The organism is Flavobacterium chungangense LMG 26729 (assembly GCF_000735715.2).
Lineage (GTDB): Bacteria > Bacteroidota > Bacteroidia > Flavobacteriales > Flavobacteriaceae > Flavobacterium > Flavobacterium chungangense.
Genome location: NZ_JASY01000005.1, coordinates 143276 through 160850, shown reverse-complemented (window position 1 = coordinate 160850; position 17575 = coordinate 143276). Strand labels below are relative to the sequence as shown.

Here is a 17575-nt window from a genome sequence, read left to right as displayed (position 1 = left end):
AATTCTAATGCTGAACATTTAAAACCAACGTCTCTTTTTGAAATAAATAATCAAGGCTATAACCAATAAAAACATGGTTCCTATAACAATAAAATAGCCGTTTTCTGTTTTCAGTTCCGGCATGTTTTCAAAATTCATTCCGTAAACTCCAACAATAAAAGTAAGCGGAATAAATATGGCCGAAATGATGGTCAGCGTTTTCATTATTTCATTCATTTTCCTGCTTTGTTCTGAAAAATAAAAATTTGAAGCACTTTCCAAAGAACTCATGTCTGAATCGATTTGCTCTAAAAGCTCCAGACTTTTTTGATGCAGCCTTACAAAGAAATTAAATGTCTCTTTTTGAATAAGGGAGTTTGTATCATCGTCTTTGATTGTTTTCAAATAATACAAGGAATCCCGAAGCGGCACAATTGCACGCTTTAAAAAGTTAAAATTATCACGGTGATTTTCAATCTTTTCCAGAATAATCGGATCAGCTCCTTTTTTGGTCAAATCAATTAATTCCTCAATATTATCTTCTTCATCTTCAATTGTAATATAAAAGTTTTCCATTACCGCATCCAACAATAAATAAAGCAGATAATCTACTTTTTTAGTCCTTACAATTCCGGCATGGGTGCGAATGCGTTCCCGGATATGTGTAAAGAAGTCACTTCGCTTTTCCTGAAACGAAATCAGGATTCCGTCTTTTAAAATAAAACTAAGCTGCTCTACTTTAAGTCCGTCTGAATATTCTGAAGGTAAAAGTGATTTAATATTGAAAAATAAAACATCCTGCTGTTCTTCCAGCTTTGTTCTTTTTGTTGTGTTTAAAATATCGGCAAGTAAAAAGTCATCCAGCTTAAAATGATCCCCGATTGTTTTAATGAGATCAATATTGTTTAATCCGTGAATATTTAGCCAATTATTTTTGGTATAATCAAAACAGGAATTTAAGGCTAACACAGTAAACTTTTCATATTCAACAACATCAGCATCATTATATACAAAAAGCTGCATTTCTGATTCGTGATCTTTATGAGCCCCTGTATACTCTAAGGTGGTATGCTGTAGCTTGCGGCCTTCTTTGTATTTTATCTTACGCATCAAAAATTATTTATTATAGTAATATTACAAAAAAGAATTCGAAAAGGAAATGACAATTATCATTTTGATATGAAGATATTGTTCGTAATTCAAAATAATAATTACTTTTATAAGAATCAAGTTTCTTAATTATTCCCATAAAAACAAATCATCTAAATGATTCATAAAATAAAAATCTCAATTCCTGAACCATGTCACGAAAATTGGATGGAAATGTCTCCAGTTGAAAAAGGAAGATTTTGTAACACCTGCCAAAAAAATGTAATTGACTTTACGAAATCTTCGGATAAGAAAATTATAATGGCTTTTAATGAAAATGATAAATTATGCGGACGATTTAATAACTCTCAAATCAATCGAAATTTAGTAATCCCAAAAGAAAAAAAATCAATTTGGGTAATTGCAGCTGCTTCAATAATTGCTTTTTTAGGACTGGGAACTCAAACTATAAAAGCTCAGGGAAAGATAAGAATAGAACAAAATGATAAAAAGCCAATAGAAACTAATATTTCTATGGATAATAAAAAAGAAGAAATAGAAATTGAAGGGAAAATTTTTCTTGGCGAAACAAATCCAAATTTTGAAGAAGTAAATATTGTTCTTTATGACAAAATATTTCATCCTGATGCAGATGGCAGATTTTGCATAAAAGTAAATAAAAACGATAGAATATCAATTAGTAAAGCCGGATACATTGATTACTTTATTACAGTATTAAAGCCCATAAACTTGGGTGCTATAGAATTAGACACACCTACAATCTCTCATGTCGTAGGCGGAGCTGTTGCTGTAAAAAGAAATTTTTGGTATCGCCTTTTTCATAAAAATTAAATCATAAAAAAACCGGTTCATTTCTGACCCGGTTCATTAATATTTATGTTTTATATATACTAAAGTATTACGGTGCTGGAGATGTAGTTACTGTATATGATAAATTTGTAAATACTCCATTTGTAACTTCAAAAACATTTGGAGTTGAACTTGGATTTGTATCTTTAATTTTTAAATCCTCAGACGTTTCTTTTTCTGATCTAAAACTAAACGTTCCCGATATTGTTTTTTTCGCAATATCTATGGAAGTAACTGTAATTTTTCCTGATTTTGGAAAATGTTCCGTAAGCGTATTTCCGTTCGAATATAAATACGTATTTACAAATAATGCATCGCTAATCTGACCATCTTCAGGATCCTCAAAAAAATTGTACTGCTTTACCGGCATTCCATCATTATTTGTTAATTCGCTTGTAAAAGCCAATGATAACATTATTGAATTATCCTGAAGGTTTATATTAAAAAGCTGTTGGTAACCTGGAACTTTGACCAAAGTAACACTATTAATTTTTGTTGGTTTCCATTCTTTACCATTAATAGTAGCTGATATTGCGCTTTCCGAATTATTATCATCACTACTACATGAAACGAATACAATAGATAATAAAAGTAATCCAATAGATAGAAATTTTGTCATAAACTGGTTTTAGGATTTAAATTGTTTAAATGATTTTCGGCAAATTTAAACAATAAAAGACCTAATAAAATAAATAAAAAGTTGTTTTTAAAAATAATTTCAACAAGATGATTTATTAAAAAACACCAAACACATACAACTTTTTTTTTCAATACTTTAACTTAATTTCATAAAAAAAACCGGATCATTTCTGACCCGGTTTATTTTGGTATATATTTACAATGTATATTTTTTATCTCTAAAATTTTGCCATACTTTTTAGCAAATTCTAATTTTAAAATATTTGTTGCCTGACCAGCTAACGGATTTTTAGAACTCACAATAAATCCATATCGTTTGTCTTTAGGTATTCCAACAAAATGATCCTCAAAATGTGTGATCGCACTAATGATTTGACTTAGTGCCTTTTTTATTTCTTTTCCCTTTAGTTCAACGAAATAAAATTCGTCATTTGAATGCCTAATAAATCCAAAATCACATTTTTCAACTTGTTGAGAAGCAATCAAACAATCGTCGATTTTAATTCTTGTAAAATCTTCATTTGAGTCAATTTCAAACCGTTTTCCATTCTCAGAAGCTACTTTACTTTTTGAACAACAATCTTGATGCGCTTCAATCAAATCATCAAAACTATTGTGCATATCGTAACTCTGTTAGTTTATCAAACTCTTCAGAAATAATATCTGAGACTCCATCAATTGCATTCGTATCAATACTTCTAAATTCTTCGTTTTTGATTGAATATACTTTTCCATCATTTCTTACTTCGTAAACAGAAATATCTTCATAATCCAACCATCGCAAATAAAAAACAATATCGTTAATTTCTTTCTTTAAAACTTCGCGTTCATTAAAAGTGTTTTTAGCCAAAATTAGCGTATCTAATGCGGAAAGCACATATGGACTATGCGTCGTAATTATTAATTTATGTTTTGTACCATTTATATTTTGTATCAAATAATCAATTAACTTTTTTTGTTTTATAGGAAATAAATTTAATTCAGGCTCTTCAACTAAAAAATTTAGTTCTGGTTTCAAAATTTCTAATCTCAATTCATAATTTAGAACCAAAAGAAGCGGCAATAATGATTGGATTCCACTTGAAGCTTTATGCAATTGAAACTCTCCATTAGGATTAGATATTATTTCTTCATTATTAACGAAAGAATAACTGAAACCAAAATCTTCAAATAACATATTTTCATTTTCTTTTCTAGCAACCTCATATTTAGCTGCAAAATTCTTAAAACAAACTGGAAGCGCAACATTATTAGCCCATAGTCCTGAAATCGAAGACCCAATCAAAGATGTTAACATTCTTTCTGGAGGAAAATAAACAGATTTTCCCCTATTTATCATTATAGAATATATTTTATTAATTTCCTCTTGTAATAAATTTTCCGGTAAATCACTTATTTTTACAAAACTTTTACCTCCTTTATGATCATCCTTAATTTCATCAATTTTATTTTTTTTAATTTTTAAAATAAGTCCTGAATTATAATATTCAAAAAGAGAATTTTCAGAATTAAAATCAATATTATAATTTTTCAACTGATTAAATAAGTCAAGCTCTTTTTCGTAATTAAATTCGCCTGTATTATTTTTATCTTTCAATAAATTAAAAAAATCTCTAAAAATTGAAATCAACTTCGCCAAAACACTTTTTCCTGTAGAAGTATCTCCAATAAACACAACATATTTAGTCAAATCTATTTCAGCTTCTTTTATTGGTCCAAAATTTTTAACTATTAACTTTTCCATTTCTCATTTTGTAATTACAATGTAAATATAAATAAAAAAACCGAGTCATTTCTGACCCGGTTTCTATCTTAATACTTTGTACTAATTACTTAATACAAAAGAATTATTTCACTTATTTGAAAGTAACAAACCTATATATACCAATACATTACAAAATGATACAAATAAGATACAAATAAACCTACAAAATAACAAGTAAAAAGACTACTAAATTAAAGATTTGTCCACTCATTGGATCTCAAAAGTTTCCGAATCTAAAAAAAGACGTAATTAATCAAAACCCATTCAAAAGATATAATTTACTAAAAATCACATATAAGAGCTAAATATCAGTAAATACAGGGATTTTCGCAAATATGATTCTATTATATTCCCGTTTTTCAACACACCTATTAATTAAAAGCTTAATTTGATTATCTCCAAAACCGCTCAAATTTTACATGGCATAAAAATTTGAACTACACTTTTGGAGTGGATACCTTTTTTGCCACAAAAAGTTAAGGCTGTTTTAAAGATATTTCACCAGTCTAAGTTTTGTGGCAGAATTGTGGCACATCGCATTTCGGGAAACTAGAAATCCAACAAAATCAAATTCTAACGAGTTTAGGTTCGAAACTTTTAGAAAACCATTTTTCTTCTACCTTTATTACCACCAGACTTGTTTTTTATTTTCATAAGTAAAAATTCTTTCTTCATTGCCTTCTGTTAAATTTCTTAACCACAATAAAGATTTTTTTGGCACATTATTGTAATCAAGAAAAGTTGATTTTGCAGTTTTTTTTCCTAATGTTTTCCAACCGTTATTCCAATAAAAAAGCTCATAAATATTTCCAATCTGAATGCAATTCATATCATTTCTAGCTATAAATCTAATTTTACTTATTTCCTTTTTAACGCCTAGATCAAGGCCTGCCCAACTATGATCAGCAAATTTTGAGTCAAAATAAGAAAGAAGATTTCCGTCGAATACAGCTTCTTTTGTGCATTTTGGATCATCCAAATATGAACCCTCTGTCCCAATTATCTTACCTCTTAAAGGACTAGCAGAATCACTCTGATAAAATTCAATTTCAGCTACATTTCCATAAGAATCTTTAGCGGAATAATATCTAACATATCTAACCCCATTATTTCCCTTCTTCTCAATTTGAACGGTATTAAAATAATCTCCGGGATTTTTTTTGATTGTATAAAAATTAACGGGATTTTTAAAATCTATGGAATTAGATCCTTGGAATACTCCGTCGACCATACGGCTTTTCTGGACGTCCTTGAATACATTACTATTAACTTTCCGAAACAATCTAACAGTTTCTGTTTCTGAGGGATTTGAAATTAGAAATTTGGTCTTGCCTTCTTTGTCTAGTATGAAGGGCGAATTAACTATAGCAAGCTTATTAGATTCTTCAACTACTGAAAGATATACTCCATTTACCCCAACATCATTGAATGATGCTTTTCCATTTTCTATTTTCCCCCATCCAACAGGGTCCCAAGACATGGATCTCCTGTTAAATACACAGATATAACAAAACTTTGATGTAACATTTTTTGGAACTGGAATCTGAAAATTAGCTGTTTTCGTATACAATTTTGTTACATCTTTTATAAATGGATTATTAAACAGTGCTGGCAGAGCGATACTTTCCCCTCTTTGCATAAAGTGAGATTCCTTAACAGGCAGATAGGTTCTTCGGTATACTTTTGAAAAATAAAAGTATTGTTTTTTTATATTATTTATTTTTTTTGAGGTAATATCAAAAGGAAGACAGTGCGTCGAATCTAAAATCACTGACCCCCCATTCATGACCAGCATTAATATTTAAATATGTCGGTGCAAAATCTATTGATGCTGGTATCCCTAAGGCACGCATATAACTAACTCCTTCTACCGTAAGCTGATGACATGTGCCAAAATTTAATTTATCTAAAATATCTGCTGACATCTCAGGTATATTAGCTTGCTCCTCATTCCCAAGGATCTTAAATTTATACTTTTTTGAATATAACCATTTATGCACTTGTTTCGCAGCAGAAACGAGATTTGCACTGTATATAGAATCACCTTTTTCTTTTAAAAATTGATTTAATAAATAATTTCTGCATTCAGGAACGAACGGTTCTTTACCTATTTTATATGGAAGCAAATATTGACAATATGTGTCAAGTGAAATCTCATTCTGCCATTTACTTTTTTGATAAGTCTTATAAGTCAGCAGTAAGTTACTGACTATATTTTCTTTTTTTACTGCAAGAATATCATACGATTCAACATCTGGAGAAAAATTATTTTTACGTATTCCAATCTCCATTAATAAACTATCTGTTTTATTTGAATGCTCGTTTATTAATCTGCTCCATAGCTTGTACCTCTCGCCATTTAAACTTTTTTGAAATTTTAGATTATCTAAAAAAATTTTAGCTGATTCAATTTGAAATGAATTTTCACTATGCATTTCCTTTAAAACACTGTTTTTTAAAGATACTGTTTTTTCAGCCACTGATAAAGGAACATCAATTTCGACTTTTTCTTGTTTTTTTTGACACGAATAGCAGAATAATGCTAGAATAATTGTAATTGTTTTTTTCATAACTCAATACATTATTAATAAAATTTAAAAACATTGGGTCTTCCCATTTATGTATATCTGGTTTTCAATACGTAAACATTATTAATTCAAATATTTTGTCTTTCAACAGTCAGAATAGGCAAATAAACTAATATTCCAATCAAAGAAAAGATTAGTCTTCCAATTGAGCCTGCGGCAAAAGAAAACCAAAAAGCCTCATTTTGCCCACTTAATGTAAAAGGATTAAACCAGCGATAGTAAATATAATCGTGAGCAGAACTGGAGTTATTTTACATTTAAATACCTTAAAATAAACAACTTGAATCTCCTTTAGTGGATATTTTTTTTTAAAAAATTATTATAATCATTTATTATATATAAGACTGCATTAACACTGATTCCACATAAAAGAATGAAAGATGCATAACCGCCTTGGTCAAAATAAACTCATTCCCAAATGTGACAGAACCTCTTTTTAATATTCTAAGAAAAGCTATTTAATTTTCTTCGGTATGAATATTTTAAAGTTTATATTTTCTTCCGCAATATCTTTACGATCTAAATATTCGATATTAAGCCCTTCTTCTGTTACAAAAGTATTCTGCCAGTTCCATTCTTCACTTGCTCCTATAACTGTTTCACCTAAATAGTTAAAATTGCTATCCATGATAATAACAGCAATAAGCTGCTTTTTAAGTTGCATATGAATTGAAGCATCAGTAATCCGTTTTCTTAAAAAACGATAGAATACTTTTCGAAATTTATCATATTTAATAGAAGCATACAAATCTTGAGAAGCAATATGCTGTCCAATTTTATCTCGGGTATTCTCTTTTACTTTTTTATCTATGGAGGTAATTGTACCAGCAAAATTACTTCCACCATATATTACTTTATAATCATCAGACCCTATCGTTGTTATATATAAATCATGTGAAACAGGGAAACTGTAGATTAATTTATTGCCATCAGGGTGTATTTCTGTAAAGACTTTAGTGAAAATCTCATCATCCCAATTGTAATTATTTCCATATAATGAAAAGGGATAAACATTATTGAATGTCACTTTATTATTTTTAAGATTAACTCGTTGGAGAAATTTAATCTTAGATAGCAACGAATCAGAAAGAGTGCGAGGATATTGTGCTGGCAACAATAATTCTTTGTTAGTTTCTATAAAGGGGTTTGATGTTCCGGGGAAAAATTGAGGATAATATAATAAAACATTTGATGATTTTTTAAAATCATGATTTCCAATTAACGAAATCTTTTCCAGGACTTTACTTTTACTATTAGTAATTAAGAGCTCCAAGTTGGAATAATTATAGATGTATATTGAATCCATATTTTTTATATGATATCCCAGAGGCATTTGAATTCCTTCAGTTCCATTTTGATCATAACTTATCTTTTTTATGAATTCAGAAGTTTTATAATTATAAAAATATATAGAGTTATTAAACGTATTTAAAAAAGTGAAATTCTGCAGACCGTTTTCATCTTCAAATATTTGTATATACTGTGGTTTGGGAGAGGTATTGCTATCTAAAACAATACTTTTTGTTTGTATTTCGGCTAACTCCATTGATTCTTGAAGCTTTCCTTTCTTTCTATTTTCAATTTTATTTGTATTGGAGGTACAGGATAAAAGGAGCAAAAAAAATAGTAAATTGTATACTTTAAGGTTTATGCATTTCATGGTGAAATTGTAGATAAGACCAAACCATTTAGTTTGGTCTTTAGTTTTTATTTAATTGTTATACACTTTTTAAAGAGCACAATCCCTAACTGTCACATCATAGAAACATCTGCCAGAAAACGAACATCTTCCTGCTGATGCTCCGTTTGAAGCGGGTATACATTCTGCATTTGCCGTATTTAATCTCAAAAGAGTACTCATATTCACATCGTTATTCAACTGATTTTGAATATCTGTATTTGATGCAATGACTACAAAAAAGGCAAAAAAACCTAAAACTACTACTACTTTTTTCATCTTTGATAATTTAAATTTTTACAATATTATTTTTTTTGCAAAAGTCTGTGAGGAAATACTACTCTTCCAAATATTAAATAATAGACTTAGTTAAAGCTATCATTTAGCCTATAACAACTAAAGACTTCCTCTGGTTACGTGAGCTTTAATTCATAAACCTATTTTTTAGTTAAACGATCTGTGATTATATTTTTAATTTCATACATTCTATTCAATCCTGCTTCTACCACCAAACTTGCTTTCCATTTTCATATGTAAATATTCTCTCCTCATTGCCCTCACTTAGGTTTCTAAGCCACAAAAGAGAATTCTTGGGCACATTTTTATAGATCAGCGATGTTGTTTCTGCGGTCTTTTTTCCTAACGATATCCACTTATCATCCCAGTAAAAAAGTTCATATAGATTTCCCGTCTGTACACAATTCATATCGTTTCTTGCAATAAATCTAATTTTACTGATTTTCCTCTTGAAATTTAAATCCAGCCCCACCCAGCTGTGATCAGCAAATTTAGAATCAAAAAAAGTTAAGACGCTTCCATCAAATGCCGCTTCTTTGGTGGTTTTGGGATTATCATAAAAAGAGCCGACTGTACCAATTACATTTCCCTTGACAGGAATTGAGCTCCCAGCCTGGTAAAATTCTACTTCACCTACATTCCCAAATGATTTCTCTGGCGAAAGATATCTTACATATTTAAATTCCTGAATACTTTTACTCTCCAATTCAATGCTATTGAAAAAATCTCCAGGGTTTTTCTTTATGTTATACAGATTTATTGCATCTTTAAAATCTAAACGATTTGCTCCCTGAAACACCCCTCCTATCATACGGTCTTTCTGATCTTCTTTAAATTGATTGCTGTTAATTTTTCGAAACAGTTTTACCGATTCCAGAGCTGATAGTTTAGCTTTTAAAAAGGTAACTTTTCCATTTTTATTTAATACAAAAGAGGAATTGATGGGAGCTGATCCATCTTCTTCAATCATTACAGCTAAGTAAACACCACCAGTGCCAACATTATTAAAGGATGCAATTCCATTTTTAATTTTACCCCAGCCCACAGGACTCCATGATAATGTTCTCCTATTAAAGACGCAGATGTATCCAAATTTTGAACTAAAATCATTTACAACCTCAATATTAATATTGCTTGTTTTTGTGTATGAATTTGTAACATCTTTTATAAATGGGTTATTAAAAAATTCCGGCAAAAAACTACAATTTCCTCTCTGCATAAAATGTGACTCTTTAACAGGGATGTAAGCTCTTCGATAAACTTTAGAAAAGAAATAAAAGTCTTTTTTAATGACATTTATTTCTTTAGTGGTAATGTCAAATGGAAGACAATGCGTAGAATCAACAATAACAGCACTCCATTCGTGACCTGCATTGGTATTCAAATAAGTCGGGGCAAAATCTATTGCAGCAGGAATTCCCAGTGCACGCATATACCCTACACCAACAGCTGAAATTTCATGGCATGAGCCAAACATCAATTTGTCTAAGGTATTTACTGAAAGATCTGGTATATTTAAGCCTATCTCATTACTATGCAAACGAAATGCACTTTTTCTTTCAAAAAGCCATTTATGTACTTTCGACGCAGCGCCTGTAATGTCCTGTTGGAAAACAGATCTGCCATTATCTTTTATAAATTCGTTTCTAAAGTTATTCTTCCACTCTAAAGTATGGGGCTCCTTATTTATTTTATATGGAAGTACATACTGGCAATAGGTATCCAAGGAAATCTGATGGTTCCAGCGGCATTCCAAAAAAGTCTTATAGCTGTCTTCAATGTTGTTCAAAAGACTCTTTTTGCTCATTAAATCAACATCATATGATTCAGTATCCTCTGGAAATTCATCTTTGATATCAGTCATTTGCAGAAGCAAAGAATCTTGATTTTTGTAGTATTCATTGATAAGCTTATCATATGTTTTTTGCCTTAAGCCGCTACTGTTTTTTTGATACCTTAAATTATCTAAAAGACATCTTGCTGATTTAGATTTAAAATCATCTTTTGGCTTTAAGGCTTTTAAAACAAATTCTTTAGCCTCATTACTTTTTTTTATAACATCCTGCGGAACCTCCAGTTGAAATTCCTCATTGTGTCTGGCACAGGATCCAACTACAATCAATATAATAATCCATACTATTTTTTTCATAAATCCCAATTCGGTTATATTCTTATGTGTTCTCCAATGACGAGCCTGTCTAAATACAATAGCTGCAAGTATTTGATAATCTTAATTTAAACCACTTTGAACAATCCATCTCATTAAAATTTATTTATTTTTATTCGAAAATAATACACACTGAACTTTTCCTATAACATTAGATTCTGGAAGAAATCCCCAAGATCTTGAATCTGAAGTCCCTTTTCTATTGTCTCCCATCATAAAATAATAATTTAGTTTGAATTTATATGTAGTTTCTTTTTCGCCATCAATGAAGTAAATACCGTTTCGCTGTATGATAATACTATTTTCAAATAAGTTAAATATTTTTTTATACAGCAAAAAGTTATCAGGATTCAAATCTATTTCCATTCCTTTTTTTGGTATTATTATAGGCCCCATATCATCTAAAGTCCATCTGCTGTCCGTGGTTTTCAATAGTTCTTCCTGAGCAACATTCAGATGGTCTATATTCTTTTTTATCGAGTCAATGCAATTCATTTTCTGGAGTATCTGCAATTCGTGTTTTGAAAAGATTCCACTAGCCCAATTTGGAGAACTATTGTCGTAAATTAAATTTTCTTCTATTTTTAGTGAATCAATTATAGTGAAGAATTTTTTTTTGTTTTTTAATCTGAAATTACAACTGTTTTTGACCGTTTCAGGAGAATTGTATAGTGTGGAATTCGCATAGACTTCCCCTTTAATTATCTTTATTGTATCTCCCGGGAGTCCAACACATCGTTTAACAACAAAATATTTTCGGCTTATGTCCAACGAAAACACAAAGACATCTCCTCTTTTAACATTTGTTGTACCTGCTAACCGATTGTAATTCCACCAGTTGCTCTTTATTCTTGACAAAGCATTTTTATTGTTATAAAAAGCCAGGTTTATAAAAGGAATATCAAAAGGAGAACGTGGTAATTTTGGGCCATATTTTAGTTTATTCACCACAATAATATCACCAGGATAAAACAGGTTTTCCATTGAAGAACTTGGAATTCTAAATAAATCAAGGATTAACATCCTGCTAAAGATCAATGATGATAAAAGAAACAAAAACACAACTATGCATTTAATTGTTTTTTTTAAAAAAGAATGCTTAATTAATTTAATATAATGTGATATAATACTGTAGGTTACTATAAAAAGCAGTATTGCGGCACTAAGCCAAAATAAACCTAAAACTATTAAAAATAGCAGCAGAGAACTGATCAGTATCTTTTTTATCATAAAATTAATGTGTAGTTCTACTTATTCAAAATTCACTTCTTAAGGTGATTTTTAGTGTATATAGTTATTTTTTAATTCTTTTTCTTTGTGGCGAAATTTTGAAATTTATACAGTAATGAAAACATAACATAACGCTTTAAAACTGTATTTTCAGCATCCACAACAGCTGTTGGTGTAATGGTTCTTGAAGTACTCTGATTTTGGTTCAGCAAATCATATACTTTTACTTTGAAAGTCATTTTATCTTTTGCAAATTTGTAGGATAAACTGGTATTCCATAAATAAAAATATTTTTTATACGGTCCGGAAATATCTGAATTGTAAGTATAGCCAAAGTCATTTCCAAAAACCCAGCTTTTTGGCCAATAACAGGTTGTTTCAATATTAAAATTATGCAGTTTATTAGATGTTGAATTAATAAAACTATTAGTGTATTTGGTATCATTATATGCAAAACTATATCTTGGTTTGATACTCATCAATTTTCCATAATCATAGGAAAGCTGTAGAACAGGAGAAAAACGTAATGTTTTTGCAGAATACAATTGCCCGTTGGTAAATCCTTTATCTAAAAGATAGTCCGTGTTTATCGCGAACATCAGCAGAAATACATGTAAATTCTTCTTTATTGTTTTATTCCATTCAATTCCTAATAGCGTATTGTAGGTACCATAAACATTCTGATAAGTTGAAATTTGTCTCCCGGCACTATTAAAAGCTGAGGCAGCTATTATTTGATTATCATAAATAGTGGTATTAGAATATATATCATAGCCAGAAAGAGTTTGAGGATTGTAACTGGTGTAAGTAAAATAAGCAACATGCGATGTTGATGCTTTCAAATCCGGATTTCCGGTTCTTGTCACTAATGGATTATCCAGATTAGGAACTGCTAAAATCTGATAATCTTTAGGAATTAAAAATCTACGTTCATAAAACATGTACAATCCTTTCTCTTCTGTAAACTGATAACTTCCTTTTAATGATCCCTCAGGAATTATATAATTTTTATTTAAGGATGTAATCTGATTTATATATTCTGCATTGTTTTGCGCCGTGACAAAATAGGTTCCTGTAGAGACTGTTAAATTCAATTTACTTTTATTGATGGTAAAGCCCACTTTAGGGTTAATCTGGAATCTGGTAGATAAACTATAATTGGTAAGGGAATCTACTAATTGATGAACGGTATAATTGCGATCATACGTTTTTTTGTCATCGACTATTTTTTCCCATTCCGTATTGATATTAAAATTCAAGCTCAAAGAGTCCGTTAACGGTTCTGTATAACGCAAAGAATTTAAATAACTGTCTCTCTTATTTACTGCTTTGACATTTTGATTACGAATGTCATCTGGTGTATCTCCCTGCTGATAAATTGTAGTGGATTCTATAATCGAATTGGAGTCCGTTTTTGAATTTTCATTAGAAAAATTAGCCGTAAAATACCTTCCTTTCTTTTTTGTTTTTGTAAAAACGCTAATATTATTCTGAAAATTTGTGTTATCAGTTTGATTCGAATTGTCAGAATCAGTAGTATTGATCAGTTGATCATTATCATCGGTGGTCTTTCTATAAAAAGAAACAGCTTCTGTAGTGTTTCCGATGTCGAGTTTTGGAGTAATAATAATTTTTGTCATTGCCGAAATATCAAACTCAAGATTAAAATCTGCATTGTGTTTTGAAAAACCCCTTTTTGTTTTGGTAGTCGATTCGGCGAGTAAAGAACTCTCAGGCAAGAGTGTAAGTTCTGATGTTCTGTTATTATTTTCAGAATCAGAATCTGTAAAAAAATAATTTCCATTTGATTTGTTGCCTTTAAACCATTCATCAACATAGTTCAGCCCTATTAAATTTGATTTGATAATTCCCGGCCCTCTTCCAATTACGGGTCCGCGAGACCCTGAGTTTCTCCCTCCCCGCATGTTATCAAAAACCTCATCCATAGAAAATCCAGTGGCATTGATATTATTGGAAGAAGCCAAAAAGCTAATTCTTCTTTTATCTTTGAAATAACTCAGCAAGGCACTGCTTTCATACCGGTCAGAACTGCCATATCCCCCTAGAAATTTTCCAAAGAAACCCTTGCTCTTATCTTTTTCAATTGTTAAATTAATAGAAGCTTTATTAGAACTGGAGGCTTGCTTTGTAAATTCCTCCTCTTTAGTTTTAGTATTGGAGATTTGTATTTTTTTAATAATTTCCGAAGGTAGATTCTGAAGAGCGATTTTACCGTCTTCTCCAAAAAAAGGTTTCCCGTTAAGCAGTATTTGATTGACCTCTTTACCGTTTACCATAATTTTTTTGTCAGCATCAATGGTAACACCTGGCAATTGTCTCAATAGCGTTTCAACATTTGCATCCGGGCGAAGCTTAAATGAAGATGCATTAAATTCCAAAGTATCTTTTTTGATACGAATAGGCGGTGCTATGCTCTTTATTATGACTTCGTTTAGTTTGTTTTCATATTCCAAAAGCTTGAATACCCCTAAATCTAGATCCTCGCTGATATTTTCCAATGTCTTAGAGATTTCCTGATAACCTTCTGCTGAAATCCTGAATATTACATTTTCTGCCTTAGACCTGGTCTCTAATTTAAAACGTCCGTATTTATCTGAAATAGTGTATGCTATTACAGAGGAATCTTTTGAATGAATTAAATAAACTGTAGCTGATTCTATGGAAGATTCCGCTTTATGGTTAATTACCCTGCCATTGACAACAATGTTCTTTTGTGCAAAAGAATAAAAACTGCCAAAACAACAAAAGATCAATAGGATATAATTTATAGTTAATTTCATTAATTGGTATTTTTTTATAATGTTGAATCTGCATAAAAGCTGGCTTCTATTATATCTTTATCTAATAATGATTTTATATTATAATTTTGACGACCTTAAAAATCGAAACTGGTAATAAAATCTATAATGAGAAATCATCAAGAGCAGCATATAATTTAATTCTCTTTAGCTGCAACTTTAAGTTTGAAATTTCCCATTCCAAGCAAGCCCCCAGCATTTACTGCTTCAATTTGCCCTAAAAAGATGGTGTCGATATCCGAACAATAAAAGTCTACAACAGCTTCCCCTTTTTCATTAGTAATAACATCGGACTTCCAAAACAGGGTATTTCTGTAATCAGGGAAAGGATCGTTTATGGTTACCTGATCGTAGACCGCTTCATAAAATTCCCGCTTTCCATAATAGCCTTTGATCATTTTTAAATTGAACTTTTTCAGAAGCTGTTCTTCCGTTAAATCCTGATCAGGATTTTTATAAATAATTTCACTTGTCCCGTAATAATTTTGGTGCGGATAATCGGTACCTAATATTTCTCTGTTTTTACCCAGAAGCACAACAACCTTTTCTCCGTTTTTTGGAGCTCTGGTTTTGCCTTCATGGTGATTGTTCATAAAACAATTTAAAATAGGCCTCGACGGTCCTCCTTCCAAACATACAAAATCCGAATTCCCGGAATTCAATCGTGATAAGCTATCCAAGGTTCCTAAATATTTATTTCTAAAAACTTTCTTTTTTTTATCTCCAATAACAACTTCATCTAATTTTTGAAGATGATCCAAACGCATTAATGTTTTAGATATATCATCAAAATTTTCCTTTACCAATTTATCAACTGGATAGTTACCGGCTATCTCTTTCCTGCTTGAGTTTATGATATCAAATGAATTGTCTTTTATAGCAATAACATGTTTGGGTTTATCAGCTGTCATTGGTTTAATAAATAGATTCTCCCCTTCCCCCATTTTTAAATGATTCGGGGTTATACTAAAGGTGCCATTAGGATTGGCCGTAAAAATGTCTTGTCCTTTCAAAGGATCAGATGTAAAAACCATTACAATTTTTGGTATTGCTTCTGAGTTTTTTTTATTTGGATTCTCCAGCCCAAGATTTCCGGAAATGCTATCTGATAGAATAGTCTTAAAAAGTATATTATGTTCTTTCAAGTTGTTTTCATTCCAAATATAACGTCTCCATCCCTGGGTAAGCAATAACAGATCCAGTGCACTGTCTTTATTGGTATTGTCTTTATTGAAATAATACCCTGGGTCATAAACTTTACTATTCAACTGACTAGAAAGATAATAATGGCTCATTATAGTTCTTGAATCGGATTTATTTATATACAATTGATCAACTACACTTACTCCCAAGTTAGCAATTACAGGTTGATTATTCTCATCGGTGACCTTTATTTTTAAACTGGCTTTTTCTCTTTTTTTGTATTCACTTTTATCAAGCAAAGCTTCTATGTTTAATTTCTTTTGCTGATTAACATATATCAAGCGCTCTGCTATTGGTTCTATATTTTCATTAAAAAGAGTTACCTCGGCAATACCCTGAGGCAACTCCTTTAGAGGGATTCTAATGGTTAATTTATCTTCTAAAACTCCAATTGCAACACTATACACTATACCTCTGGACTGCACTCTTAAAAAAACATTCTCCTTGATTGCACTCCCGCTATTTTGTACATTAAAGACAGCGAAGTTATTATCATTACTCAGTAAATGTAAAACAGTACCACGGTTGAAAATCTGCGGTAATGGATAACTTGTTTTGTTGCTCAGTTCAATGTGATATTTACTATTTGATTTGGGCTCAAATAAAAAACTTCCCATCCCTACATGAACACTTTTAAAATCTAACACCGCAATGTTGTTTTCATACAATTTTCCAGACACATCAACTGGTAATCCTTTTGAATCCAAAGCCTTGAAAGCAATTTTATTTTGAATGCCCGAGACCATATTTCCACCCTCAGGGAAAAGTGTGAAATTTAAATCAGTATCTTTTTGAGATGCCTTACTTTGAGACCTGGGTTTGTCATTAATGCTTTTTAGGATGTTTATCCTGGCTGCTGAATTAAAACTTTTGATGCCTTTGTAAAAAGATGCCGAACTGTAGACCGCCAATGTGTAAGAACCAGGTTTTAAGGAATCATCTAAATATAAATGCCCTGATACAAAACCATTTTCAATTTCATATTTTTCTTCCCAGGCCACTTTATCGGTTTGATCTTCGATGAGCTGAACAAATAAAATTTTACTGCGTAAAGAAGGAATAAAACTTTGTGAGTCTAATACATACGCTTTAAACCAAAGATCTTCCTGGGTTTCGTATATGTTTTTGCTGGTTTGTATATAAACATTATCTAAATTATGATTTTTGGTCAGTGTCTGAATGTTGTCGGCTATCACGTCGGCAGTACTAGTCTTTGTTTGAGAATAACATACTGCTGATATGATATACAAC

The 17575-nt window shown here is 30.7% G+C and carries 13 protein-coding genes; 1 reads left to right on the top strand and 12 read right to left on the bottom strand.

Annotation, left to right across the window (positions count from 1 at the left end; genetic code table 11):
- Positions 1–18: 18 nt before the first annotated feature.
- Positions 19–1089: a magnesium/cobalt transporter CorA gene (corA, locus tag JE46_RS11590; protein ID WP_031455448.1), complete on the bottom strand. Its 1071-nt coding sequence runs from the start codon at positions 1087–1089 to the stop codon at positions 19–21.
- A gap of 156 nt (positions 1090–1245) precedes the next feature.
- On the opposite strand from corA, the gene JE46_RS11585 reads away from it, so the two are divergent.
- Positions 1246–1920 (top strand): hypothetical protein, encoded by a 675-nt coding sequence (locus tag JE46_RS11585; RefSeq protein ID WP_031455447.1) that lies wholly within the window; start codon positions 1246–1248, stop codon positions 1918–1920.
- 67 nt (positions 1921–1987) lie between these two features.
- Here the strand turns inward: JE46_RS11585 and JE46_RS11580 are convergent, their stop codons facing one another.
- The 11 genes from JE46_RS11580 to JE46_RS11530 all read right to left on the bottom strand — a co-directional run bounded on the left by JE46_RS11580 (position 1988) and on the right by JE46_RS11530 (position 17574).
- The gene (locus tag JE46_RS11580; protein ID WP_031455446.1) at positions 1988–2557 is read right to left on the bottom strand and encodes a DUF6252 family protein; all 570 of its coding nucleotides are present in this window, start codon (positions 2555–2557) and stop codon (positions 1988–1990) included.
- Between the two features lie 200 nt (positions 2558–2757).
- Positions 2758–3198: a hypothetical protein gene (locus tag JE46_RS11575; RefSeq protein WP_031455445.1), complete on the bottom strand. Its 441-nt coding sequence runs from the start codon at positions 3196–3198 to the stop codon at positions 2758–2760.
- Positions 3188–4321 carry an AAA family ATPase gene (locus JE46_RS11570; protein ID WP_031455444.1) on the bottom strand — a complete coding sequence of 378 codons (1134 nt, stop codon included), beginning with the start codon at positions 4319–4321 and terminating at the stop codon, positions 3188–3190. Before JE46_RS11570 ends, JE46_RS11575 begins: the two co-directional genes overlap by 11 nt.
- 646 nt (positions 4322–4967) lie before the next feature.
- Complete coding sequence (locus tag JE46_RS11565) at positions 4968–6113, bottom strand: hypothetical protein (protein ID WP_167343434.1); 1146 nt, start codon at positions 6111–6113, stop codon at positions 4968–4970.
- A complete protein-coding gene (locus JE46_RS11560; protein WP_031455442.1) occupies positions 6079–6912 on the bottom strand; it encodes a hypothetical protein in 834 nt (277 codons plus the stop codon). The genes JE46_RS11565 and JE46_RS11560 overlap by 35 nt, the downstream gene beginning before the upstream one ends.
- A 472-nt stretch (positions 6913–7384) precedes the next feature.
- Complete coding sequence (locus JE46_RS11555; protein ID WP_031455441.1) at positions 7385–8590, bottom strand: DUF4221 family protein; 1206 nt, start codon at positions 8588–8590, stop codon at positions 7385–7387.
- A 69-nt stretch (positions 8591–8659) separates the two neighbouring features.
- A complete protein-coding gene (locus JE46_RS11550; protein WP_031455440.1) occupies positions 8660–8887 on the bottom strand; it encodes a hypothetical protein in 228 nt (75 codons plus the stop codon).
- A 223-nt stretch (positions 8888–9110) separates the two neighbouring features.
- Entirely contained in the window at positions 9111–11054 is a 1944-nt protein-coding gene (locus tag JE46_RS11545) for a hypothetical protein (protein WP_031455439.1), read from the bottom strand.
- 120 nt (positions 11055–11174) lie between these two features.
- Entirely contained in the window at positions 11175–12302 is a 1128-nt protein-coding gene (gene lepB, locus JE46_RS11540; protein WP_083480876.1) for a signal peptidase I, read from the bottom strand.
- A 71-nt stretch (positions 12303–12373) separates the two neighbouring features.
- Positions 12374–15103 (bottom strand): outer membrane beta-barrel protein, encoded by a 2730-nt coding sequence (locus JE46_RS11535; protein WP_031455437.1) that lies wholly within the window; start codon positions 15101–15103, stop codon positions 12374–12376.
- 155 nt (positions 15104–15258) lie between these two features.
- Complete coding sequence (locus JE46_RS11530; RefSeq protein ID WP_167343432.1) at positions 15259–17574, bottom strand: hypothetical protein; 2316 nt, start codon at positions 17572–17574, stop codon at positions 15259–15261.
- Between the last annotated feature and the right edge of the window lies 1 nt (position 17575).